The following is a 22,884-nucleotide window of genomic DNA, read 5'->3' as shown; positions in this document are numbered from 1 at the left end:
ACCGCGCAGCTGCCCGACCACTTCGCGGTCGGGTGACTGAACAACTGCGACGACTGCCACCAGCCGACCACGTGGCAGCAGGCGTCGGGGTTCTGATCCGGCGTAGCGGGTCGTCGCTGATCGTCGCGTCGCCGAACGATCCCGAGCAAGTGAGTTGGAACGACGACACCCTGCTCACCGCGCAGCTGCCCGACCACTTCGCGTTCGGCTGGCTGAACGACTGCGACGACTGCCACCAGCCGACCACGTGGCAGCAGGCGTCGGGATTCTGATCCGGCGTAGCGGGTCGTCGCTGATCGTCGCGTCGCCGACCGATCTCGAGCAAGTGAGCTCGAACGACGACGACCTGCTCAGCGCGCCGTTGCCCGACCACATCGCGTTCGGTTGGGTGAACGACTGCGACGACTGCCACCAACGGGCGACGTGGCGGCAGGCGCCGGGAATCTGACACAGCGGGACGGGTCGGCGTCGGACGTTACGTCACAGGGCGCGGGAACGACGGGCCCGTGATCAAGCCAACACCCGTTCGGCACCGATAGAACCCGTCGGAACGACTCCAGGGGAACGCGCGAGAACGTGCGGGGGATCGGTCCAGGGGCAGGTGGGGAAGCAGGAGATCGAGGACATGGACCGAGCTGCAGAAGCAGTCGGCCCGACGTGGGCGACGGACGACGTCACCCTGACCGCGGCGCGCGAGCGCTCAGGTGTCGGTACGCGGATGGGGAGGGTCGGACGCGCGTTCGGGGTCGTGGCGCTCGCGGTGAGCATCGTGACCAGCACGCTGTCGAGCTGTGGCGGCGGCGGGGGCGGCGAGACCGGGACGCTCAGTGCCCAGGTCACCAGCACCTGCATGCTCTGCCACAACGGCTCGAGCACGACGAACTACGCCGGCCCCGGCATCGAGGATCCCCATCCGTTCCCCGGGGCCTCGAACATGGACTGCATCGTGTGCCACGGCGGCAATGCCAGCGGCCAGACGAAGGAGCTGGCCCACGTGCCGCCGCCGCCCCAGATCGGCGATCGCAACTTCCAGGACACGAACGCGACGGCGTACTTCAACCGCCTCACGCTGACCGGGATCGACAAGTTCCCGGACTACACGGTGGACGGTGTGACCTACACGGCGATCGACTACCTGCAGTGGCTGAACCCCGGCGACCTGCGGGTGACGCAGTCGGGCATGGGCTGTGGTCAGTGCCACGCGCCGCACTCCGAGTCGGTCGCGAACTCGCTGCTGGCGACGGCGGCCGGCATGTTCTCGGGCGCTTCCTACGCGATCGGAGCCGAGAACGAGGTGCCCGCGAGCCAGGGCCTGTGGGAGGACACGGCGGCCGACATCGGGTGGCGCGCCGTCGTCGATCCGTCGTTCAACCTGTCGACCGCGACGGTCGGCGAGGTCGGCGAACTGGTCGAGTTCCCGGTCTTCAGCGCGCGCAACGACAACTCGCCCGACGCGATCGAGGACAACCAGGCCTACACGGCGGCGAACCTGCTCGACGACCAGTTCGCGGACGGACGCGTGATCCCCGACACCGAGCTCCACAACCTGTTCATGGAGCAGGTCGCCTTCACCTGCGGCGACTGCCACCTGGGCAGCAAGGGCGCGAACAACCGCTCGGGCGACTACCGCTCGTCCGGCTGCACGGCGTGCCACATGCCGTACAGCCTCGGCGGGCGCAGCGGGAGCAAGGATCCGCACGTCAACAAGTTCGAGCCTCTCGACCCGGACGACATCAAGGATCCCGAACAGCCGCACGTGCGCGCGCACCGCATCGTGAGCGTGGCGCGGACGCTGTCGAACGGCGTCGAGATCGAGGGCATGGACGACCTGACCTGCGCCGGCTGCCACCAGGGTTCGAACCGCACCGTGATGCAGTACTGGGGCATCCGCCTCGACCAGAACGAGGACGTGCGGCGCAATCGGCAGTACCCGGCGAACCCGGACTCGTACCGCACGACGCAGAACGACACGCGCCTGTTCGACCCGGTGCTGGGCAACAAGGAGTTCAACGGCCGCGACCACCGTCAGTACCTCGAGTTCGAGGACTACGACGGCGACGGACGCGACGACACGCCGCCGGACGTGCACCACGAGGCGGGGATGGGCTGTATCGATTGCCACGGCAGCTTCGATCTGCACGGTGGCGAGGTCGGTGGGCGGAACGAGATCAACTCGCGCCAGGAGCACGGGGTCGCGATCTCGTGCGAGAGCTGTCACGGCACGGCGGACGCCTATGCGCCGACGGTCGCGGGCACGAACTACACCGGCGTCAACGGCCAGCACGCCGTCGACACCGAGGGCAACGTGCTGCGGAACGTGCGGCGCGAGTCCGACGGGCACCTGTACCTGTACAGCCGTTTGACCGGGAACAAGCACTACGTGCCGCAGACCCGCGACACGATCGTCGACAGCGGCGTCAACGACCCGATCGGCGGCGGGCCGGTCTACAGTCCGGCGGCGTCCTACGCGATGGGGCGGATCGACGGGTCGCCGAGCACCGGCATCGGACCGCAGCAGAAGAACCACCCGGCGCCCGGCTTCAGCCACACGGACCGCATGGACTGTGCGACGTGCCACGCCTCGTGGACGAACACCTGCATGGGTTGTCACCTCGAGGGAGAGTACAACGGCGGCAACAACTTCTCGAACATCACGGGCGAGAGGATCGTGTTCCGCGAGCGTTTCGCCGACTTCGTCTACCAGTCGCCGATCATGTTCCAGCTGGGCGTCGACCACAACGGCGAGATCGCTCAGTTCAGCGCGAACACCAAGACGTTCTTCCGCTACAAGGACATCAACAACGTGCGCAGCGACGTGTTCACGTTCTCGGACCGCAACGCGAAGGGTTCGTCGCCGACGGCCGCGTTCCCGGCCCTGTCGCACAACGCGATGATGGCGCACTCGATCCGCGGGCGCGTGACGGCGGAGAACGAAGGACCGCGCTACTGCGTGTCGTGCCACAACACGACCGAGGGCATCGCGAACTTCGGGACCGAGTACGAGTCGTTCCGCACGGCGATCCGCACGGGCGACTACGACAGTCTGAACTGGAGCCTGTTGCAGGACCACATCGGCCGGAACCCGGGCAACCAGCTGAACTCGCCGATGTTCGTGCACATGGTCGCGGGTCTCGGTTCGGGCATGTTCCTGTTCGACGAGAACGGAGCGCCGATCAACCCGCTCGACAACAACCCGAACCGCAAGCCCGACAACGTGGCACCGGCCGGTGTGTACGACGCGACCAAGGTCTTCTACGACCTCGACCGCATCGTCGACGAGATGGGCAACCCGTTCGCGTCCAACAACCACCCGCTGCGCCAGCCGGGCATGGCGGACCTGATGCGCGACGGTGCGAGCGACGTGGACCTGGCGGGGCCGCTGGGTCGGACGCTGCTCGAGCTGTTGACCGATCCGGCGACGGGGCTCGTGCTCGACAGTTGGTACGACGCGGACGGCGCCAAGGGCGGCAGCGTGACGGACTTCGTCGGGCCGTGAGAGCGCGAGCGGCGCTCTGAACGCGAGCGAGGCGCGTCCGGTGACCGGACGCGCCTCGTTCCATGCTCCCGCGGGAAGCTCTGGGCTTTAGCTCTCGAGTGAACTCTCGCGCTTGGCGAGCAGGCCCTTCAGACGTCCCATGACGTTGCTGTGGATCTGGCAGACGCGGCTCTCGGTCAGCGCCAGCATCTCGCCGATCTCGCGCATCGTGTGGCCGTACTGGTAGTACTGCTCGATGATGAAGCGCTCCTTGTGCGTCAGCGCGCGCGTGATGAACTTCATCAGGTCGCGGCGGTTGAGTTCGCGCACCGGGTCGATCGACTCGTGGTCCTCGAGGATCTCGACCTTCTCGACCGAACCGTCGTCGTCGTCGTCCCACTTCTCCGAGAGCGAGAACATCGCCTTGGCCTGGGCGTCGCCGAGTTCCTTGGAGAGCTCGTCGTGCGACATGTCGAGGACGCGCGCGAGTTCCGAGTGGGTGGGCTCGCGGCCGAACTCACCGGTGAGCTGTTGGAGCGCGCGTTCGATGCGGCTCCACTTGATGCGCACGAGGCGCGGCACCCAGTCCTGCGAGCGCAGTTGGTCGAGGATCGAGCCGCGGATGCGCGTCGAGCAGTAGGTCTTGAACTTGATGCCCCGATCCGGGTCGAAGCCGCGGATCGCGTCCATCAGGCCGAACTGGCCGGCGCTGATGAGGTCGTCCAGTTCGATCGACTTCGGCAGGGTCTGCAGCAGGCGCTCGGCGATGTAGCGGACCAGCGGGTAGTGCCGCTCGATCAGTTCGTTGCGCAGGCGCTCGAGCTCCGGCGAGGTCAGGCCGCGCTTCTTCGACGTCACTTCGGGCGCGTCGATCGGCAGACCGAGGTCGGTCGCGATCTCCGTCAACAGTGCGGTGCTCTCGACGCCGTACTGTTCCCACAGGTCCTCGGTCGTGACCTCGGTGATGGGATCGGTCGGCAGGTCGTCGTCGTCGACCACGCTGGCGAGGACACCGTCGATCTCGGCCGTGTTCACCTCGCTCTCGCTCATCAGTTCGCCGGCGGTCGTGGAGTTCGCCTGGGCGTCGGTCGGCAGGGCGGCTGCCGGTTCGGACGCTCGGGTCGGTCGGGGGGAGGTCGCGGTGGCGGTGCTCGCCGTCGCGGTGGTGGTCGTCGAGCCGGCGGCGCGTGTGCGCTTCGCGGCGGGCGCGGTCGCGGCGGAGGTGGTCCGCTCGGCGGACTTCGGGGCCGCCTTCTTCGTGGTCTGCTTCTTCGCGGCCTTCACGGTCGAGGACGTCGCCGACTTCTTCGCGGCCGTCTTCTTGGCCTCCGACTTCGTCGAGGCGGCCTTCTTCGCGGTCTTCGTCTTGGCCGCGGCCTTCTTCACCGTCTTCTTCTTGGCGGTCTTCTTCTTGGCCGTGGCCTTCTTCGCCGCGGGCTTCCCGGTCGTCGGAGCGGCGGCCTTGCGCGTGACCTTCTTGGCCGCCTTCTTCTTCGAAGCTGCTTTCGACGCGCTCGCCTTCGCGGGCGTCGATCCGGCCTTCTTCGTGACCTTCGACGCCTTCGTCGTGGACGATTGACGCGGGCTCTTGGCAGCCGCCTTGGTGCGGCTGGAAACCTTCTTCTTCGCGGTGGAGCGCTCGGCAGGCATGGTCGATCCGTGGTGGCGCACCGAGGCCCGAGACGGCTTCGGCGGACAGCTAGGATCGGCTGTGCCTCGGAAAATCCTTCGCGCTATTCCACGCGCAGGAGCGCATGGACGGGAATCGCGCCCAGTTTCTCGCGGCCGGGAAGGAAGCCGAGCTCGAGCACGAACGCGCATGCGACGGGTTCACCGCCGACGCGTCGTACCAGCTTGAGTCCCGCCTGCATCGTGCCGCCCGTGGCCAGGAGATCGTCGACCATCAGGACGCGGCGACCCTCGCACGCGTCGGTGTGGATCTCGATCGTGTCGGTGCCGTACTCGAGCTCGTAGCTCTCCGCGGCCGTCTTCCAGGGCAGCTTCCCCGGCTTGCGGATCGGGATGAACCCCTTGTCCACGTGACGCGCGAGCGCGGTGCCGAAGATGAAGCCGCGCGACTCGATACCGCACACCAGGTCGTAGCTGTCGGGATCGACCACCTCGGCCAGGCGCTCGATCGTGTGGCGCAGGCCTTCCTCGCTCTGCAGGAGCGGCGTGATGTCCTTGAAGACGATGCCCGGCTTGGGGAAGTCGGGGACGTCACGGATGAACTTCTCGATCACGATGCGGCGGGATGGGGGGGATCTTCGGGGAGGTGAGCGGCCGCCGTCGGCCACCCGCTACATCGAGCATACGCAGGTCGGCGCTTGTGGCGCGTCCGCTCGGCCGTCCAGGATCCAGCACCGACCTCACATCTGCGCGACCGGCTCGACGCCCAGGGTGCGCAGGCCGCCCGACAGGACCCGTTCGGCGGCGCGGACCAGCGCGAGACGCGCGCCCATGAGGTCCGGCTCGGCCTTGAGCACCGGGCAGTCGTGGTAGAAGCGGCTGAACAGCTTGGCGCCGTCGTAGAGCCAGCTGGCCAGGAACGACGGATCCGCCTGGGCCTCGACCTGGGCCAGCACGCGCGGGTAGCGCAGGAGGTGCGTGAGGAGCGCGCGCTCGGCCTCGGCGCCGAACGCGGGGGCGAGGGTGGCGGCCGCCGCCAGGTCGCCCTTCGCGATCGCGGCGCTCCGGGGGTCCTCGGAGGCCTTGGCGAAGATGCCCGAGATTCGCGCGAGCCCGTACATCAGGTACGCGCCCGACTCGCCCTCGAGGTTCGTCCAGGCGTCGATGTCGAAGATCACGCGCGTCGTGTTCGAGACGCTCAGCATCCCGTAGCGCAGGCAGGCGACCGCGATGCGATCGATCGTGGTCTCCCACTGCTCCTCGGTCCAGTCGTCGCGACTGCCGCGTTCGGCCGAGCGCATCTTCGAGTCGATCGCGTCGCGCAGAGCAGAGCGCAGCTCGAAGAACGGGATGACCTTGCCCTTGCGGCTCGACATCTTGCCGTCGGGCAGCATGACGAGTTCGTAGGCGACGTGGCGGCAGTCCACCGCGCGCTCGTAGCCCATGCGCTCGAGGGTCGCGAACAGCTGTTTGAAGTGGAACGTCTGCTCGGCGCCGACGACGTAGAGCGAGCGCTGCACGCCGAACTCGTCGAACTTGCGGCGCGCGAGCACCAGGTCCCACGTCAGGTAGAGGCTCGTGCCGTCGCTCTTGCGGACCAGCGCCGGGCCGAGGTCGTAGGCGTCGAGCATGCAGACGATCGCGCCCTGGCTGTGCTCGAACACGCCCTTCGCGAGGTACTCGTCGACGATCGCGTGGCCGGGTTCCTCGAGTTCGGACTCGAAGAAGTCCGTGTCGAAGTGCACGTCGAGCCAGCCGTAGACCTCGGCGAACTCGTCGAGGCACCACTGGCGCGTCTCGGCGTAGAGGCGCGCCATCTCGGTGTCGCCGGACTTGATGTCGGCCAGGATCGCGCGCAGTTCGGTGTGCAGCGCCTCGAAGGCGACGGCGTCCTTCTCCTTCAGTTCCTCGAGGCGTGCGGTCGTCGCCGCGTAGGCCTTGCCCAGCCACGCGCCGCGTCCGATCGCCGGCGGCGTCCCGACGTCTTCGTGTTTCAGCCACCACAGGCACTTCGCCACGTCGACGCCGAAGTCGCCGTAGTAGTTCGCCGCGACGACGTCGTGCCCGCGCGCGCGGTAGACCCGCTGCAGCGCGTCGCCGACCGCCACGTTGCGCAGGTGGCCGACGTGGAAGACCTTGTGGGTGTTCGGCTGGCTGAACTCGACCATCACCCGCTCGCGCTCGTCGGCGTGGCAGAAGCTGTCGAAGCTGCCGTCGTCGAGCGAGCGCAACAGGTCGGCCAGCAGCACGCCGGGCGCCGCGAAGAAGTTGAGGAACGGACCGACGACCTCGACGCGCGCGATGGCGCCGTCGGGAGCGAGCGCGGCCGTGATCGTCGCACCGAGTTCGGCGGCGATCGCGGGCGGGGCCTTGCGCAACGCCTTCGCCAGCGGGAACGCCGGGAACGCCAGATCGCCCATGGACTGGTCCTTGGGGTGGCTGAGCGCCTTCGCCAGTCCAGCGCGATCGGGCGCGCCGTCGGTGTTCGCGAGTGCGGAGGTGAGTGCGTCGAGGACGACGTCGCGGAAGTCGATCATGGCTTGGTTCCTACTCCCAGTTCTCCCACTCGTGGTTCTTGTCCTCGAGGTCGCGCTCCAGCTCGGCCAAGCGGTACTGCAGGTCGCGCGCGGCGCCGGGGTCGCGATAGGTCGATTCCTTCAGCAGCTCGGCGTTGATGCGTTCGCGCTCCTTCTCGAGCTCCATGATCCGCTTCTCGAGGCGCTCGAACTTGAACGGGTTGCGGACCTTGGTCGGGGCTTCCTTCTTCGCCGGGGCCACGGCCTTGCCGCCGCCCTTGTTCTGCTTGCCGCCGTCGCCGCCGCCGTTGCCCTTCGCACCACCGCCGGTGTTCTGGGCGACGGGAGCGGGGTTCGACGCCTGGGCCACGCGCCCCGCCTTCGCCGCCTGCTGGCCGTCGCGCTCGGCGACGATGGCGTCGCGGTAGGCGCTGTAGTTGCCCGGGAACACGCGCAGGCCGTTGGGAGTGAGTTCCCACACCGCCGTGCACAGGTTGTCCATGAACTGACGGTCGTGGCTGATGCACAGCATCGGGCCGACGTAGCCGGACAGCATCTCCTCGAGCGCCGCGCGGGCCGCGAGGTCGAGGTGGTTCGTGGGCTCGTCGAGCGCCAGCCACGTCGGCTTCAGCCACACGAGCCGCGCCAGCGCCAGACGCGCGCGTTCGCCGCCCGAGATCTTCGAGATGTCCGCGTCCACGTCGTTGCCGCGGAAGAGGAACAGCGCGAGGTGGCTGCGGATCTCCTCGTCGGTGGCGGTCGGGTGGTCGCGCCGCATCTGCAGGAACGGCGTCAGGTTCTTGTCGAGGTCGCTGGTCTCCTGATCGAAGTAGCCGACGTTCGAGCGGTGCCCGTACTCGACCTCGCCCGCGAGCGCTGTCGAGCGCTTCGCGAGCACCTTCATCAACGTCGTCTTGCCGGCGCCGTTCGGGCCGACGAGCGCGATGCGGTCGCCGCGCGAGATGCGCACCTCGAGGCCTTCGTGCAGCGGGTTGTCGCCGTAGCCGATCGCCAGGTTCTCGGTCTTCAGCACGACTTCGCCCGAACGCTCGACCTCGCCGATGCGCAGCACGGGCGTGCGCACGTCGTTGTACGGGCGCTTGAGGCGCACCACGTGTTCGAGCTTCTTCTGGCGCCCCTTGGCCTCGGCCGTGCGCTGCGAGCCCATGTGCTTCTTGATGAACTGCTCCTCCTTCTTGATCCGGTCGCGTTGGATCTCGTAGGCGCGCAGTTCGGAGGCGAAGCGCTCTTCGCGCAGCTGGACGTACTTGTGGTAGTTGCCCGGGAAGCGGCGGACCTGGCCCCACTCGAGCTCGAGGATGTTCGTCACCACGCGGTCGAGCATGCGCCGGTCGTGGCTGATGAGCAGCAGCGCGCCGGGGAACTCGAGCAGGTAGTTCTCGAGCCACTCGATCCCCTCGAGGTCGAGGTGGTTCGTCGGCTCGTCGAGCATCAACAGGTCGGGCCGGCGCACGAGTTCGCGCGCCATCGCGACGCGCGCCTTCTCGCCGCCGGACAGGGTGCGGGCCTCGCGCTGCCACAGGTCGCGCGACAGACCGATGCCGTCGAGCACCACTTCCGCCTGGCGTTCGGCGTTCCAGCCGTCGAGGAAGTCGATGCGCTCGGTCACCTCGCCGAAACGCATCACGGCGCGATCGAGCGCGTCGCCGTCGAGCGTGGCCAGGTCGTGCTCGAGGCGTGACGACTCGGCCAGGAGATCCTTCACCTCGGACAGGCCCTCCTCGACGTAGGCGAGCGCGAGCTGACCCGGTTCGAACTCGGGGCGCTGGGCCACGTAGCCGACGCGGGTGTTGCGCGGGACGATGATCTCGCCGGTCTCGGTCGAGTCGAGCCCGGCGCAGATGCGCAGTAGGGTCGACTTGCCGCCGCCGTTGCGACCGACGATGCCGATCTTCTCTCCGGCCTCGACCGCCAGGTCGACGCCGCGCAGGACTTCGTGGGCCCCGAAGAACTTCTTCAGGCCGCGGGTGATGAGGACGCTCACTGGGGATGTTCCGGGGTTTCGAGCGGGAGAGGATAGCGACGGACGCGGCCGCTGACCCGTTCGGCGTCGCTATCCTCACCGGTCCGATGCCCGCTCCCCCGAAAGACGCCGTCAGCCAACTCGCCACCGTGGTCTCGAGCCGTCCCTGCGGCAGCGACGCCGTGGTCCTGCGCCTCGCTCCCGAGCGCCCGTTCGAGCCGCTGCGCGCGAGCCGCTTCTTCATGCTGCGGCGCGAGGACGGCACGGCACCGCTGATTCCGCGGCCGTACTCGGTCTACCGGCAGGGCGGCGGCGCGAGCTCGAGCACCGGGGAAGCGCCCTGGGTCGAGTTCCTGATCAAGGTCATGGGGCGCGGGAGTCGCGCGCTCGAGGCGGCGCCGATCGGCTCGCAGCTGCGGCTGATCGGGCCGCTCGGCAACGGCTGGCCGGTGCTCGACGGCGACGGCGCGCCCTGGGTGATGCTGGCCGGCGGGGTGGGCTCGGCGCCCTTTCCGATGGCGATCGAGCAGGCGCTGCGCGGGATGGACGGTGGGGCGGCGGTCGCCAGTCGCGATCTGCACTTCCTGTTCGGGGCGCGCGATCGTGGGCTGCTCTACGACCTCGAACTGTTCGAGCGGTTGGGCGTGAACGTGCACACGGCGACCGTCGACGGCAGCCACGGGATGCAGGGCCACGTGCTGCAGTTGCTCGACGCGCTGCAGGCCGCCGGCTCGATCCCGAAGCAGATCCGCGTGCTCGCCTGCGGTCCGGATCCGATGCTCGAGGCCGTGCACGCGCGCGCCATCGAGGAGGAATGGGACTGCTGGCTGAGCCTCGAGACCCTGATGGGCTGTGGCGTCGGCATCTGCAACGGCTGTCCCGTGCCGACGCGCGAGGGCGGAGCGCTGGCCGGCTGGCCGAACGCCAAGTGCTGCGTCGAGGGCCCGGTGTTCGCGGCGCGCGACATCGAGCTGGTCGGGCACTGAGGCGAGTGCTCGCCCGTCAGCGGTCGCGCGTGGCCGACTCGCGCGTCGCACTCGCCAGGCCCGCCGTCGTGCGCACCTCGCCGTCCATGCCGACCGCGAGGGCCTGGTAGGCGCCGCTGCGCTCGATCAGCGCGAGCCCGTCGTCGGGACCGAGCACGCACAGCGCGGTGGCGAGCGCGTCGCACACGGCGGCGTCGGGGCCGACCACGGTCGCGCTCATACAACCGGTGGACGGGCGACCAGTGCGCGGGTCGAGGATGTGGTGGTGGCGCACGCCGTCGATCACGACGAAGCGTTCGTAGTCGCCGCTGGTCACGACGCAGGCGTTCGAGACGGGCACGACGGCCATCACGTCGCCGCGTTCGCCCGCCTGGCGGCGCGGGTGGCGGATGGCCACTTCCCACGGTCCGTCGAAGTGCTGGCCGAGGGCTTTCAGGTCGCCGCCGGCGTCGACGACCGCGTGTTCGACGCCGTGCTCCATCAGCACCGTCATCGCGCGATCGACGCCGTAGCCCTTGGCGATGCCACCGAGACCGAGCTCGAAACCCGCGGGCAGCTCGACGGTGTAGACCTCGCGCGCCGCATCCGTCGTGACCGCGACGCGCCGGAAGTCCACGCGTTCGAGACCGGCCGCGATCGCCGCGTCGTCCGGGACCACGGGCGGATCCGCGCGCAGCTTCCACAGGGTGCCGACGCCGCGCCAGGTGGGATCGAAGGCGCCGCCCGACAGTTCGGCCACCAGCAGCGAGCGCTCGACCAGTCGTCCCAACTCGGTCGGCACCGCGACGGGTCCGCTGCCGGCCGCCGCGTTCAGGTCCATCAGCGGCGACGCGCGCCAGTCGGTCATCAGGTCCTCGACGCGGCGCAGTTCGGCCTCGGCGGCGACGAGCGCAATCTCCAGCGCGGCGCGGTCGCGACCGATCGCGACGAGGCGCATCGAGGTGCCCATGACGCCGCCGGTGCGCTCGAGCATGAGACGCCCGTCCGCGTGGGTCTCAACGACGCGCGTGTGCGAGGCGTCGGCCGCGGGGACGGTCGCGGGCACGGCACCCGGTCCGGACTCGAGGCGCGATCCGCCGCCCTGCGAGGTGCCGCTGCGCGATTCGCCGTCCTCGGTGGGACCGTCCCCGAGAGGCCCGCTCACTGCGGCTCCTTTCGGCACGGTCGAGAGCGCGGGCGCGGGCGGGCGCCCCGTGGAGTCGGCAGTGGAGTCGGCAGTGGAGTCGGCAGTGGAAGCGGCGCTGGGCGTCGCGCTCGAAGGGTCGCCGGCCACCGCCGCGTTCGCGCTCCCCTCACCGTTCGACTCGGGGGCGCCACAGGCCGCCGTGGCCGCGAGCGCGAGCGCGATCAGGAACCCGCGCGCGACTCTCATCCGCCGAGGGCCGTCCAGTCGTCGGGCAGCTGGTGCGCGTGGTAGAGCACGGTCCCGTCCGCGCCGAGCACGACGACCGTGGGCGTGCCCTGGATCGCCAGCGCGCTCGTCAGCGACAGGTCGCGATCGAGCACCTGCGGGTAGGTCAGCCCGAGTCGCAGCGCGGTCGCCTGCACGTCCGCGGCGTCCACGTCGCGCTCGGAGCCGGACACGACGCCGAACACGTGGAGGTTCGGGCGGCTCTTGTGGACGTCCTGGACGCGCGGCGCCTCGGCCACGCACGAACCGCACCAGGTCTGCCAGAACACGAGCACCACCGGCTCGCCCGCGGCCAGGTACTCGCCCGTCGGGTGCACGGTTCCGCGCTGGTCGACGAGCGTCCAGTCGGCGCGCACGTCGAGATGGGTGGGCACGGTCGCCGCGTCGCCCGTGGGCGTCGAGGCGCAGGCCGCGAGGCCGATAACGAGAGCCGTCGCGGTGATGATGCTGCGGAACATGGTGCGGTCGTCGGGCTGGAGCGCGAGGCTCAGATGTCGAAACGGTAGCCGATCGCGGCATACAGGTGGTCGAGCCCGTCGCCGCGCAGCGCGTAGTTCAGGTCGAAGTGCCACGTGGGCAGTCCGTCTTCCGAGAACGCGTCGAAGCGCACGCCGAACGTGTGCGAGTCGAAGGCGCCGAGATCGGAGTCCTGGGTGCGGAACTCGGGCGTCCCGGCGGCCTGCAGGAACTCGTCCGAGAAGTCGTCGGCCTCGGTCTGCGTGTAGTAGCGGTAGCGCAGACGCATTCGCAGTCGGTCGGGCCGAAGGTCGTAGTAGAAGCGCGGCTCGAACGTCGCGGAGACGATGCCCCAGTCGTCGGCGTACAGGCGTCCGCCGAGCTCGAAGGCCGAGCGCTCGGACAGCCAGCGCCGCGCGCGCGGACTGAACGCGGCTCGGATGCGCGTGTCGGGCAGTTCCTCGGTGATCTCGATGCCGTTGGCGTTGTTGTCGAGGTTCGGGTTCGGCGCCAGGCCCGGATCCTCGAGGACGACGGCGTTGTACGGCGTCTCGAGGAAACCCGACTGCAGCGTCAACAGCGACGCGAACTCGCCGGTCCAGACGCGACTCAAGGGCTGCGAGCGGGTCCACGTGCCGGTCAGCGAGATGCGCGCGTCGCTGCCCTCCGAGCTGTCGCCGTCGTAGCGGATGATGTCGAGCGAGTCGAAGTACGTGTTGAACCCGAAGGAGTCCGTGATCCCAGACGCCGGTGCGCGGCGGGTGTAGCCGACGCCGGCGCCCAGTGAGAGGTAGTCGTACTCGGTGCTCACGCCCGCGTGCCAGTCGAACTGACGCGTCGACGACAGCTTGTGCCGGGAGGCGTAGTCGAGCCCGATGTAGTTGTCGCCGCTCGCGCCGGACTGCGCCGGGAAGTTCGACAAGCGGTCGATCGAGGCGCTCGAGACCATGTCGTAGGACAGCGTGATGCCGTAGCCCCAGTCCTCGCTCACCTGGTGGTCCCAGATGAAGACGGGCTCGATCACGGTCAGGTCCTCGTCGAGGAACGGGTTGCCGTCGCCGGGCCCGTCCTCGTGCGAGTAGAAGCCGAGTTGGGTCCACAGCGCCGACTCGCCGGGCGCGAGCTCGTAGCGACCGGGCGCGGGGTTCGCGTCGTCCTGGGCCGCGGCGGGTGCGACGAACACCAGCGCGACGGCCCATAGGCTCAGTAGCAGCCGCATCCGCCGCCTCCGCTGCCGCCGACACCGCCGACGCTGCCTTCCATCGAGTTGATGACCTTGGCGTACCAGTGGGCCTCGGTCGGGTTCTCGCCCATGGCCATGATCTCGTCGGACAGACGTCCGCGTTCGTGGAAGGGGGGCGGCGTGATGCAGCCGGGGAGCAGCGCCACGGCCAGCGGCAGGAACAGGGCACGCACTCGGCGGCGGCCTCGCGATCGATCGTGGGTCGTCATGGGATCGGAGCGCCGCCGTCCGCGAAGGGCGCGGGCGGGCGGCGACCCCGTAGTCTTCGGCGACGCCCGGCGCACACGCCATGAACAGATGGTCATCCGCCCCGTCGGTGCCACCGGCGCCTCGTGCGAACCAGGGTCGACCGGTCAGGCGGGCTGGGAGCGAGGCAGTCGGAGCACCGCCGTCGTGCCGCCGCCCGCGCGCGGTTCGAGTCGCGCTTCACCGCCGAAGCGCTGGGCGCCGCGGCGGACGATCGAGAGTCCGAGGCCGTAGCCGGGCCGGCGGTCCGATTCGCCGTCGAGGCGCACGAAGGGTTCGAACGCGCGCTCGCGGTCTGCGTCGGCGATGCCGGGGCCGCGGTCGTGCACCCGGACCTCGATCGCGTCCTGACGGCCGTCGAGCTCGATCTCGACCGGCGTCCCCGGGGCGGTCCACTCGACCGCGTTGGCAACCAGGTTGCGCAGGGCGCGCAGGGCGGCCTCGCGGTCGCCGACGATCCGCAGGTCGCCGCGCTTGGTGACCGCGAGGCTCCCTCCGCGACGCGCGGCCGAACGCTCCCAGCGCTCGCGCCGCACGTCGAGCTCGTCGCCCAGGTCGAAGTGCTCGCGCGGGCCCGCGTCGGTCGGATCCTCGTTGCGGCACAGGGCGACGAGGTTGTCGACGGCGTCGGCGAGCTCGCGTCCCAGACCGATCTGGTTCTCGACCAGTTCGCGGTACTCGGCGCCCGTGTGATCGTGCATCAGCGCGACCTGACCCTCGAGCACCAGGTTCTGGATCGGCGCCCGCAGCTCGTGCGCGAGGCTCGAGATCAACAGGCGCGTCCGCGCGTCCTCGTCGCGCGCGCGGTCGACCAGGTGTTCGAGTTCCTCGACGACTTCTCGGATCTCCTCGGGCGGATTCACGAGTTCGACGGCGAGCGGCGAACGCAGGCTGCCGTGGCGCCGCACTCCCTCGGCCACGTCGTGCAGGAGGCTCGACGTGCGCCGCGTCAGCAGCTCGGCCACGCACAGGGCGAGGGCCATCGCCGCGAGTGACACGCCGCCGATCGTCCACTGCAGGTTGCGGGCCTGCGCGAAGACCTCGCTGGCGTCGATGGCGCACTCGACGCGAACACCGTCCTCGAGCGTCTGCGAGCGCCGCCGGATCGCGCCGTGGCTGGACGCAACCGGTCCCGGCGCGGGCAGCGATCCGACCGCATCGAGGACCTGCGGCGAGCCGTACACCTGGGCAGTCGTGCCCACGCCGTCCCAGTGGCGGAAGGCCATCAGGACATCGCTGTGATTGGCCTGGAGGCGCGCGACTGCGTCGTGGAGGACCTGGCTGTCGCCGCCCGAGGTCGAGACGTAGATCTCGAACTCGTGCAACTCCTCGAGGACCAGGGCGTCGACCGACTCCTCGGCCTGTCGCCCGACCAGCCACAGATTGACGACCGCGGGCACCGCCACCAGGAGCGCCGCGCCGATCGCGAAGCCCACTCGCAGACGCGCCGCGAGACTCCAGCGCCTGCCGGTCACGGCGCAATCTGCGGATCGAGTCGGTAGCCCACGCCGACCTCGGTGCGAATCAACTGCTTGCCGCGGGGTCCGAAGCGTTTGCGCAGACGGCCGATGTGGACCTCGACCGTGTTGGTCTCGGGCTCGAAGTCGATGCCCCAGACCTCGCTCAACAGGTGCTTGCGGTCGACCGGCGCACCGTCGGCTCGGGCCAGAGCCAGAAGGAGGTCGTACTCGCGCGGCGACAGTTCGATCCGCCGGCCGTCGAGTTCGCAGTGGCGCCGACCGGGGTCGAGGCGCAACGGCCCGCGTTCGATCACCGGCAGCGAGGCGCGGCGGCGCGCGACGGCGTCGATGCGCGCGGCGAGCTCCTCGAAGGCGAACGGCTTGGCCAGGTAGTCGTCGGCACCGGCCGAGAGTCCGCGGACCCGCTCGTCCACCGCGTCCCGGGCGGTGAGGAAGATGACCGGGACGTCGATCCCCGAGGCGCGCAGGTCCTCGAGCAGCTGCCAGCCGTCGCGGCCGGGCATCATCACGTCGAGCAGGACCAGGTCGAAGTGGTTCGCGCGGATGGCGCTCTCGGCCTCGTCGGCGTCCGCTGCCACGTGGGCGTCGTGCCCGACGTGGGCGAGTCCCTTCGCGAGGGTCGAGCGCAGGCGCGGATCGTCGTCGACGATGAGGATGTGCATCGGGGGTGCTTGGTGAGGGCGCTCCAGTCGACGGCGACGGGGCTTCGGATGTTCGCACCGAGTGGGATCACTGGGAGGGCTTGCCCAGGTGCGGGACGTGTCATCATGCCCGCCATGTGGAAGCACGCCGCCGGATGGAGAGGAGCCGCCTTCGTCGCGGCCTTGGGTCTGCCGCTCGTCCTGGTCCCCGCGACGGGTGCCGTCGGGGAGGTCGGCGCCGCCGGGGCCCAGGACGACGAGTTGGTGCCCGGCGCGACGCTGCGGCTGTACCAACTGCCGATCCCGGTCTCCGAGCTGCCCGAGCTCGTCCCGGGCCAGACGCCCAACGTCGATCGGCTCGTCGCCCTCGTCGACTTCGACGAAGCGGACGACTTCGCGGCGGGCGGGCCGAGCGACGACTTCTACGTCGAGGTCAGCGGTCTGCTGCTGGTCGAGCGCGCGGGCAGCTACGGGATGCGGCTCGTCTCGGACGACGGTTCGCTGCTGACGATCGACGGGCGCGAGGTCGTGCGGAACGACGGTCTCCACGCGCCGCGCGCCGAGGACGGAACGATCGACCTCGCGGCCGGGGCCCATCCGTTCGAGATCCGCTTCTTCGAGAACGGCGGCGGCGAGGAGCTCGAGTGGTCGTGGCGGCCCCCGGGCGCGGACGCGTTCGAACTGGTGCCGACCAGCGCGCTGCGCACGCCCAAGAACGTCGTGCGCGTGACGTCGCCGGGTCCGAAGCGACTGATGGGACCCGGCGGTCCGATGCGGCCGGGCGCGGGGATGCCGCTCGATGCGGTCCACCCGTCGTTCGATCTCGTGGACCTGCGGCCCGCTGGCTTCGAGCCCCAGGTCGGCGGTCTCGCGCTGTTGCCGGGCGGCACGCTCGCCGTCGCGAACTTCCGCCCGAACCAAGCGGGGTGGGCCGACGGCGTCGACCGCGAGGCGCACGGGGTCGTCTACCTGGTCGAGAACGCGCTGACGGCGCGGGGCCCGGACGACGTGCGCGTGCGCAAACTCGCCGACGGGTTCCACGAGCCGGCCGGGCTGCTGTATCTCGACGACGAGGGACCCGGCGGCACGCTCTTCGTGTCGCACCGCTACGGCATCGATGCGATCGACGATCCGCTGACGTTCGCCGAGCGCCTCGACACGCGTCGGACCGTGACGAGCGGTTGGACGACCGACAACTACCACCACTTCACGTTCGGCCTGGCGCGACAGGGCGACGACCTGCTCGCCACGCTCTCCACGTCGATCTATCTCGACCCGGGCGAGTACGAGTACGCCGGCCTCAACGGCCCGAACCCGCCGAATCGCGGCACCCTCGTGCGCGCGCCGATCGACGGCGGTCCGCCCACCTACGAGGCCGGCGGCTTTCGCACGCCGAACGGCATCGGCGTCGGCGTCGACGGTCGGATCTACGTGTCCGACAACCAGGGCGCCTGGAACCCGTCGAACTCGATCTACGCCGTCGAGCCCGGTCGCTTCTACGGCCACTACAACAGCACGCAGAAGGGCGACGCCTATCCGGATGGCGGCTTCGCCGGTCCGTTCGACGACCAACCGGTCTCGCCGCCCGCGGTGCACCTGCCACAGAACGAGTGCTCGAACTCGCCGACGCAGATCCTGCCGATCGATCGCGGGCCGCTCGTGCGCGAGTTCCCCGGCCAGCTGTTGGTCGGCGATCTGAAGGCCGGCGGGATCCGGCGCGTGCAGATGGAGGACGTGGACGGCGAGCGGCAGGGCGCCGTGTTCCGCTTCAGTCAGGGCTTCGAGTGCGGCGTGCACCGTCTGGCCTGGGGCCCGAACGGCGAGCTGTTCGTCGGCGGCACCGGTGCGTCGGACACCTGGAGCTGGAGGAACACGCGGTTCGGGCTGCAACGCCTCGATCCGACCGATCGCACGGCCTTCGAGATGCGCACGGTCCGCGCGACGCCGGACGGTTTCGAGATCGAGTACACGCGCGCCGTCGATCCGCGCCAACTCGCCGATCCGTCGCGCTACGCGTTGTCGCAGTGGCGCTACGAGCCGACGCCCGAGTACGGCGGCGAGAAGCTCGACCTCGAGGAGTTGGCCGTGGCCCGCGCGATCCCGGGCGCCGATGGACGTTCCGTGCGGCTCGTCGTGCCGGGACTGCGCGCCGACCGGATCGTGCATCTCTTCGCCGAGCAGACGAGTGCCGACGGCGAGTCGATCTGGTCGCCCGAATGCTGGTACACGCTCAACCGCCGGCCGCTCGACGAACGTCGCGCGCAAGCCGGCAGCGGCACCGACGAACGCCGCGTGCTCGTCTTCAGCCGCACGACCGGATTCCGGCACGGTTCGATCCCCGACGGTTGGCGCTGTTTCGACGGCCTGGCGAGCGAGCGCGGCTTCGACGTGCGCATCACCGAGGACCCGAACTACTTCACCGATCGCGCGCTCGCCGCGTTCGACGCCGTCGTGTTCCTGAACACCACCGGCGACGTGCTCGACGACGAACAGCAGGCCGCGTTCGAACGCTACGTCGCGGCCGGCGGCGGTTTCATGGGCGTGCACAGCGCGTCCGACACCGAGTACGAGTGGCCCTGGTACGGCGAGTTGGTCGCCGCGTACTTCAAGAGCCACCCGCGCATCCAGAACGCGACCGTGCGCGTCGAGGACGGTGCGCACGCATCCACGACGATGTTGCCCGCCGCGTGGGCGCGCGAGGACGAGTGGTACAACTTCCGCGCGGCGCCGCGGGCGAGCGTGCACGTGCTGCTCGAGCTCGACCAGGACTCCTACGAGGGCAGCGAGATGCCGCGCGACTCTGGCCATCCGGTCGCCTGGTGCCACACCGAGGCCGGCGGGCGCGCGATCTACACCGCCGGCGGCCACACGAACGCGTCCTACACCGAACCGCTCTTCCGCGAGCACCTGTTCGGCGCCCTGTCCTGGGCCGCCGGTTGGGTCGACTGAACGCGCCGAACTCGCGAGCGGTGGCGAACGCGCTGGCGACGGACTGGCGCGCGGGTCCATTCTCTGTGAGGCTTCGGCCGATGGAGAACGGGGCCGCCGCGCGCGCCGTCGCCGTCCTTCTCGAGCTCCATGCCGACCGTGCCGAAACAGCCCACCGGGAACGAACGTCCTCTCGACGAGCGCGTGAACCCCGCCTCGGCCGCGGCGATCGGAGCCGTCGAACGGATCTTGCGCTCGCCGTGGCGTCTGTCGATCGCCGTCGCGATGTTCGTCGCCGTGCTCAGTTGGCTCGGCAGCGATCAGCAGCGCCAGGCGCTCGAGATCCGGTTGCCCGAGGGCTGGGGCGAGGTGAACACGGTCTCGCTCTTCGTGCCCGAGTTCGTCCACAACGCCCTGTGGGCCCTCCTCGCACCGCTGTTGCTCGCGCTGTTCGTCTGGAGCTGGCGGCGACTGCATCCTCTGTTGTTCGCCGGCGCGCAGATCGCCTTGTGTCTGGGTTGCGCCTGGGGCATGGGGTGGATCGAGCACCATTCGACCGACCGCCTGCGCGACTGGGTCGGACCGCCCGTGCGGGAGTCGGCCGACGCGCCGTCGCTGATGGAGCTCGAGCGCCTGTCGCGCGAACGGCGGCGCGAACGCGACCCGCAGCGCAGGAACGAAAGGGCGGAGCGCGAGGACGAGGGACGGGAGTCCGCTCCGGACGGTGAAGGTCCTGCCCAGCTCGGCGATCCGCAGGAGACGGGCGGCGAGCGTGCCGACGAGGGCCGTGTCGAGCCGGGTCGCGATGGCCCGCCGCGCGAGGGTCCTGGTCGCGACGGTTTCGGCCCGCGCCCGAACCCGGGGCCGCCGCCCGGCCTCGGACAGGGTGGGGCCGGCGGGGGCGAACCGGGTGCCGACGTCCGCTCGCCGCGCAGCGCCTTCCAGTCGCGGATGGATCGACTGCGCGCGCGCGGACTGGCTCCGACGGCGCGCGAGACCGCCGGTCAACGCCTGCCGCGCGAAGTGCTCCTGTATCTGATCGCGCTCGGCCTCTCGGGCGCCGCGTTCGCGTTCCTCGCGCGCCGCGAGTCCGAACGGCGTCAGCTCGCGCTCGAGCTCGAGGCGGCGCAACTGTCGAGCGAACTGTCGCGGACCCAGCTGCGCACCCTGCGCGCCCAGCTCCAGCCGCACTTCCTGTTCAACGCGTTGCACGGCATCGGCGGACTCGTGCGCACCGGCCGCGCGGACGAAGCACTGCGCACCCTGTCGGGTCTCGGCGGACTGTTGCGGCGCACGCTCGACTCCGACCGGGCCGACCGTTGGCCGCTGCGACAGGAACTCGAGCTCATCGACGAGTACCTCGCGGTCGAAGGCGTGCGACTCGGCGACCGACTGACCATCGAGCGCGAGTTCGATCCGGCGGCGCTCGACGTCGAGATCCCTCCGCTGCTCCTGCTGCCGATCGTCGAGAACGCGATCCGCCACGGCATCGCCGCGAAGACCGGCCCCGGGACCCTGCGGATCACCGCGCATCGCGAGTCGGACCGTCTGCGGCTCGTGGTCGAGGACGACGGGACGGGCTTTGCGGACGAGGTCCTCGCCCTGCGCCGTCACCCGTCCGACGACGAGGTCCACGTCGGCCTGTTCAACACGCGCGAGCGCCTGGTCCGGATCTTCGGGGCCGACGGCCAGCGCTTCGAGCTGTCCAACGGCAACCAACTCGGCGCGCGCGGTGCGTGCGTCACCATCGAACTGCCCTGCGAACCGAAACCGTGATGAACGAGATCTCGAAGGACCCCGTCGACGACACCACCGCCGACGCCCAGAACGAGCCGATCCGCTGTGTCATCGTCGACGACGAGCCGATGGGGCGCGAGAGCGTCCGTTTCGCCCTCGCGAACGACGCCGAGGTCGAGATCGTCGGCGAGGCCTCCGACGGCGACGAGGCGCTCGAAGTCATCCGGCGCGAGGTGCCCGACGTGGTCGTGCTCGACATCCACATGCCCGGACGCACGGGGCTCGAGGTCCTCGGCGCGCTCGAGCCCGACGAACGCCCGCTCGTCATCTTCGCCACGGCCTACGACCAGTACGCGGTCGAGGCGTTCGAGAGCAACGCCGTCGACTACCTGCTCAAGCCCTTCGACGACGATCGACTCGCGCGCGCGTTCACCAAGGTCAAGGGACACCTGCGCCGCGAGCAGGCCTTCGAGGCGAACGAGCGGCTGACCAAGTTGCTCGCCGAACTGGCGGCCAACGAGTCCGTCGCTGCTCTGGGGGCGGACACCCACCCCGCGACCGACGCCGCACCCGAGTCGCCGCTCGAGACGATCACGATCCATCGCGAGGGCCAGGTCCAGATCGTCCCCGTCGACGACGTGCGCTTCATCCAGGCCGCCGACCAGTACGTGGAGATCTTCACCGACGCCGGACCGCAGCTCATGCGCGAGGCCATGTCGCGTCTCGAACAACAGCTGGACCGCGCGCGCTTCATGCGCATCCACCGCTCGTACATCGTCGCGATGGACCAGGTGCGCCTGATGGAGAGCCGACCGGGCGGGACCGCGCGCGTGCGCCTCGTCGACGGTCGCTGGCTGCCCGTGGCGCGAACGCGGGTGGCGTCGTTGCGCCGGCGCCTGGGCTGAGCGCGGCCGGTCGAGCGGTTGCCTCGGGGCCTCCCACCTGGGCAGCGCCGCCTCGATCCCGAGACACACGCAGCCCCGTCGGACCGCCCTGGGAGCCCCCAGGAGGCCACCGCGCGCTCCGAACGGTTCCTTCCCAACGCCCGGGGCCCCGTCGGCGCCTCGGAGCGAAGCCGTGGTGGCACGCCGTCCGAAAGAGGGGAAGATGCGCCACGGCGCCACTCGGGCCATGTCCCGCGCTGGGCGGCACCCACTCCGCCCGCCAACCGGCCCCGAACGACCAATCACCATGAGCAACCTCCTCGCCGCCGGGATCACCGGCCTCGTCACCGGATCCGTCGCCTGCGCGGCCGTTCTCCTGATCGCACTGCCGAGCTCGAACGAGCAGCACGGCCCCAAGACCCTGACGTCCACCGGGAGCGAACTGCCCACCGACCTGGCCGCCGCGGTCCAGCAGATCGACGCGAACCAGGCGCTCCTGCGCGACACGTTCGAGATGCGCCAGACCGGACTCGAGCAGCGCCTCGACGAAGTCGTCGGAATGCTGAACCGCCGCGAGGTCGTTCCCAGCGCCGTCGCGAGCGAGATGGAACGTGCCGGACCCGATACGGCCGCCGCCGCGGCGCCCGTACCCGGTGATCCGCAGTTCGAACAGGCGGTGGCCGCGGCCATCACCCGCATCGAAGAACGCGAAGCCGCCGAGCGCGACGCCGAACGCGAACAGCGCGAGGCCGACCGCATGGAGGAGCGCATCGCCGAGCTGACCCAGTCCTTGGGGCTGAACGCCTACCAGCAGACCGAGATGCGCACGCTCATGATCGACAACAACGCGAAGACCGAGGAGATGCGCGACAAGATGCGTTCGGGCGAGATCGATCGCACCGAGATCCGCGACAGCTTCGAGGCCATTCGCACCGAGATGGACGAGTCGCTCGCCGGCTTCCTCACCCCGGCCCAGTACGACCAGTACAAGGAAGAGAACAACAATCGCTGGGGCGGCTTCGGTGGCGGCGGCGGTCGCGGCAACCGCGACACCGGCGGCGGTCCTGGTGGAGGCGCGCCGGGCGGCTCGTTCTGAGTCGAGGCGACGCCGGCGCGACCTTCCGGTGCGCCACCGGACGAACGTCCAGCACGCGGCCCGCCGCGATCCCGAACTCCGGGGTCGCGGCGGGCCGCGGACGTTCCGGGCCGTGACGCAGCGGGTTCCGGGCACCCCGGGGAGCGGCGGCGCGCCACGACGCCGACGAGG

General features: G+C 70.1%; 19 protein-coding genes. 9 read left to right on the top strand and 10 right to left on the bottom strand.

What is annotated here, in order from left to right; all coding sequences use genetic code 11:
* Positions 1-149 precede the first annotated feature (149 nt).
* The 3 genes from Pla163_RS19190 (at position 150) to Pla163_RS16035 (ending at position 3,496) form a co-directional block, all read left to right on the top strand.
* Positions 150-272 carry a hypothetical protein gene (locus Pla163_RS19190; protein WP_419186035.1) on the top strand — a complete coding sequence of 41 codons (123 nt, stop codon included), beginning with the start codon at positions 150-152 and terminating at the stop codon, positions 270-272.
* Positions 273-325: 53 nt separating this feature from the next.
* Positions 326-448 carry a hypothetical protein gene (locus Pla163_RS19185; protein WP_419186034.1) on the top strand — a complete coding sequence of 41 codons (123 nt, stop codon included), beginning with the start codon at positions 326-328 and terminating at the stop codon, positions 446-448.
* Between the two features lie 321 nt (positions 449-769).
* Positions 770-3,496, top strand: a complete 2,727-nt coding sequence (locus Pla163_RS16035) for a hypothetical protein (protein WP_145190833.1) — start codon at positions 770-772, stop codon at positions 3,494-3,496.
* 87 nt (positions 3,497-3,583) lie between these two features.
* Here the strand turns inward: Pla163_RS16035 and Pla163_RS16030 are convergent, their stop codons facing one another.
* Complete coding sequence (locus Pla163_RS16030) at positions 3,584-4,525, bottom strand: FliA/WhiG family RNA polymerase sigma factor (protein WP_145190830.1); 942 nt, start codon at positions 4,523-4,525, stop codon at positions 3,584-3,586.
* Here Pla163_RS16030 and Pla163_RS19180 point away from each other — a divergent pair.
* Positions 4,503-5,054, top strand: a complete 552-nt coding sequence (locus tag Pla163_RS19180; protein ID WP_419186033.1) for a hypothetical protein — start codon at positions 4,503-4,505, stop codon at positions 5,052-5,054. The genes Pla163_RS16030 and Pla163_RS19180 overlap by 23 nt on opposite strands.
* 154 nt (positions 5,055-5,208) lie before the next feature.
* Here Pla163_RS19180 and Pla163_RS16020 read toward each other — a convergent pair whose 3' ends face one another.
* From Pla163_RS16020 to Pla163_RS16010, 3 genes are all read right to left on the bottom strand, one after another.
* On the bottom strand, positions 5,209-5,721 hold the full coding sequence (locus Pla163_RS16020; protein ID WP_145192593.1) for an adenine phosphoribosyltransferase: 513 nt from the start codon (positions 5,719-5,721) through the stop codon (positions 5,209-5,211).
* Between the two features lie 123 nt (positions 5,722-5,844).
* A complete protein-coding gene (gene argS / locus Pla163_RS16015) occupies positions 5,845-7,641 on the bottom strand; it encodes an arginine--tRNA ligase (protein WP_145190827.1) in 1,797 nt (598 codons plus the stop codon).
* Between the two features lie 10 nt (positions 7,642-7,651).
* Complete coding sequence (locus Pla163_RS16010; RefSeq protein WP_145190824.1) at positions 7,652-9,625, bottom strand: ABC-F family ATP-binding cassette domain-containing protein; 1,974 nt, start codon at positions 9,623-9,625, stop codon at positions 7,652-7,654.
* Positions 9,626-9,711: 86 nt separating this feature from the next.
* Between Pla163_RS16010 and Pla163_RS16005 the strand changes: the two genes are divergently transcribed.
* Positions 9,712-10,590: an iron-sulfur cluster-binding protein gene (locus Pla163_RS16005; protein ID WP_419186032.1), complete on the top strand. Its 879-nt coding sequence runs from the start codon at positions 9,712-9,714 to the stop codon at positions 10,588-10,590.
* Between the two features lie 16 nt (positions 10,591-10,606).
* Here the strand turns inward: Pla163_RS16005 and Pla163_RS16000 are convergent, their stop codons facing one another.
* The 6 genes from Pla163_RS16000 to Pla163_RS15975 form a co-directional block, all read right to left on the bottom strand.
* Entirely contained in the window at positions 10,607-11,962 is a 1,356-nt protein-coding gene (locus Pla163_RS16000; protein ID WP_145190819.1) for an FAD:protein FMN transferase, read from the bottom strand.
* Complete coding sequence (locus Pla163_RS15995; protein WP_145190816.1) at positions 11,959-12,459, bottom strand: TlpA family protein disulfide reductase; 501 nt, start codon at positions 12,457-12,459, stop codon at positions 11,959-11,961. The genes Pla163_RS16000 and Pla163_RS15995 overlap by 4 nt, the downstream gene beginning before the upstream one ends.
* Before the next feature lie 29 nt (positions 12,460-12,488).
* Positions 12,489-13,676: a DUF3570 domain-containing protein gene (locus Pla163_RS15990; protein WP_145190813.1), complete on the bottom strand. Its 1,188-nt coding sequence runs from the start codon at positions 13,674-13,676 to the stop codon at positions 12,489-12,491.
* Positions 13,661-13,909 carry a DUF4266 domain-containing protein gene (locus Pla163_RS15985; RefSeq protein WP_145190810.1) on the bottom strand — a complete coding sequence of 83 codons (249 nt, stop codon included), beginning with the start codon at positions 13,907-13,909 and terminating at the stop codon, positions 13,661-13,663. Before Pla163_RS15985 ends, Pla163_RS15990 begins: the two co-directional genes overlap by 16 nt.
* A gap of 144 nt (positions 13,910-14,053) precedes the next feature.
* Complete coding sequence (locus tag Pla163_RS15980) at positions 14,054-15,421, bottom strand: ATP-binding protein (RefSeq protein WP_145190807.1); 1,368 nt, start codon at positions 15,419-15,421, stop codon at positions 14,054-14,056.
* Positions 15,418-16,089, bottom strand: a complete 672-nt coding sequence (locus tag Pla163_RS15975; protein WP_145190805.1) for a response regulator transcription factor — start codon at positions 16,087-16,089, stop codon at positions 15,418-15,420. The genes Pla163_RS15980 and Pla163_RS15975 overlap by 4 nt, the downstream gene beginning before the upstream one ends.
* A 114-nt stretch (positions 16,090-16,203) precedes the next feature.
* Here Pla163_RS15975 and Pla163_RS15970 point away from each other — a divergent pair, with 114 nt between their 5' ends.
* The 4 genes from Pla163_RS15970 to Pla163_RS15955 all read left to right on the top strand — a co-directional run bounded on the left by Pla163_RS15970 (position 16,204) and on the right by Pla163_RS15955 (position 22,713).
* A complete protein-coding gene (locus Pla163_RS15970) occupies positions 16,204-19,017 on the top strand; it encodes a ThuA domain-containing protein (protein ID WP_419186030.1) in 2,814 nt (937 codons plus the stop codon).
* Positions 19,018-19,155: 138 nt separating this feature from the next.
* On the top strand, positions 19,156-20,772 hold the full coding sequence (locus tag Pla163_RS15965; protein ID WP_145190799.1) for a sensor histidine kinase: 1,617 nt from the start codon (positions 19,156-19,158) through the stop codon (positions 20,770-20,772).
* Entirely contained in the window at positions 20,772-21,638 is an 867-nt protein-coding gene (locus Pla163_RS15960) for a LytR/AlgR family response regulator transcription factor (protein ID WP_145190797.1), read from the top strand. The genes Pla163_RS15965 and Pla163_RS15960 overlap by 1 nt, the downstream gene beginning before the upstream one ends.
* A gap of 286 nt (positions 21,639-21,924) precedes the next feature.
* Positions 21,925-22,713: a hypothetical protein gene (locus tag Pla163_RS15955; protein WP_145190793.1), complete on the top strand. Its 789-nt coding sequence runs from the start codon at positions 21,925-21,927 to the stop codon at positions 22,711-22,713.
* The last annotated feature ends 171 nt before the right edge of the window (positions 22,714-22,884 follow it).

The organism is Rohdeia mirabilis (assembly GCA_007750655.1).
In the GTDB taxonomy this organism is placed as follows: Bacteria; Planctomycetota; UBA1135; order UBA1135.
Note: the sequence above shows the minus strand (reverse complement) of the source record. Positions and strands in the feature narration are given on the sequence as shown.

What these genes read in the sequence shown, in the direction of transcription:
- Pla163_RS16030 (WP_145190830.1), bottom strand. Translation starts at nt 4,525, where the DNA reads ATGAGCGAGAGCGAGGTGAACACGGCCGAGATCGACGGTGTCCTCGCC.
- argS (WP_145190827.1), bottom strand. Translation starts at nt 7,641, where the DNA reads ATGATCGACTTCCGCGACGTCGTCCTCGACGCACTCACCTCCGCACTC.
- Pla163_RS16005 (WP_419186032.1), top strand. Translation starts at nt 9,712, where the DNA reads ATGCCCGCTCCCCCGAAAGACGCCGTCAGCCAACTCGCCACCGTGGTC.
- Pla163_RS16000 (WP_145190819.1), bottom strand. Translation starts at nt 11,962, where the DNA reads ATGAGAGTCGCGCGCGGGTTCCTGATCGCGCTCGCGCTCGCGGCCACG.
- Pla163_RS15995 (WP_145190816.1), bottom strand. Translation starts at nt 12,459, where the DNA reads ATGTTCCGCAGCATCATCACCGCGACGGCTCTCGTTATCGGCCTCGCG.
- Pla163_RS15990 (WP_145190813.1), bottom strand. Translation starts at nt 13,676, where the DNA reads ATGCGGCTGCTACTGAGCCTATGGGCCGTCGCGCTGGTGTTCGTCGCA.
- Pla163_RS15985 (WP_145190810.1), bottom strand. Translation starts at nt 13,909, where the DNA reads ATGACGACCCACGATCGATCGCGAGGCCGCCGCCGAGTGCGTGCCCTG.
- Pla163_RS15975 (WP_145190805.1), bottom strand. Translation starts at nt 16,089, where the DNA reads ATGCACATCCTCATCGTCGACGACGATCCGCGCCTGCGCTCGACCCTC.
- Pla163_RS15970 (WP_419186030.1), top strand. Translation starts at nt 16,204, where the DNA reads ATGTGGAAGCACGCCGCCGGATGGAGAGGAGCCGCCTTCGTCGCGGCC.
- Pla163_RS15960 (WP_145190797.1), top strand. Translation starts at nt 20,772, where the DNA reads ATGAACGAGATCTCGAAGGACCCCGTCGACGACACCACCGCCGACGCC.
- Pla163_RS15955 (WP_145190793.1), top strand. Translation starts at nt 21,925, where the DNA reads ATGAGCAACCTCCTCGCCGCCGGGATCACCGGCCTCGTCACCGGATCC.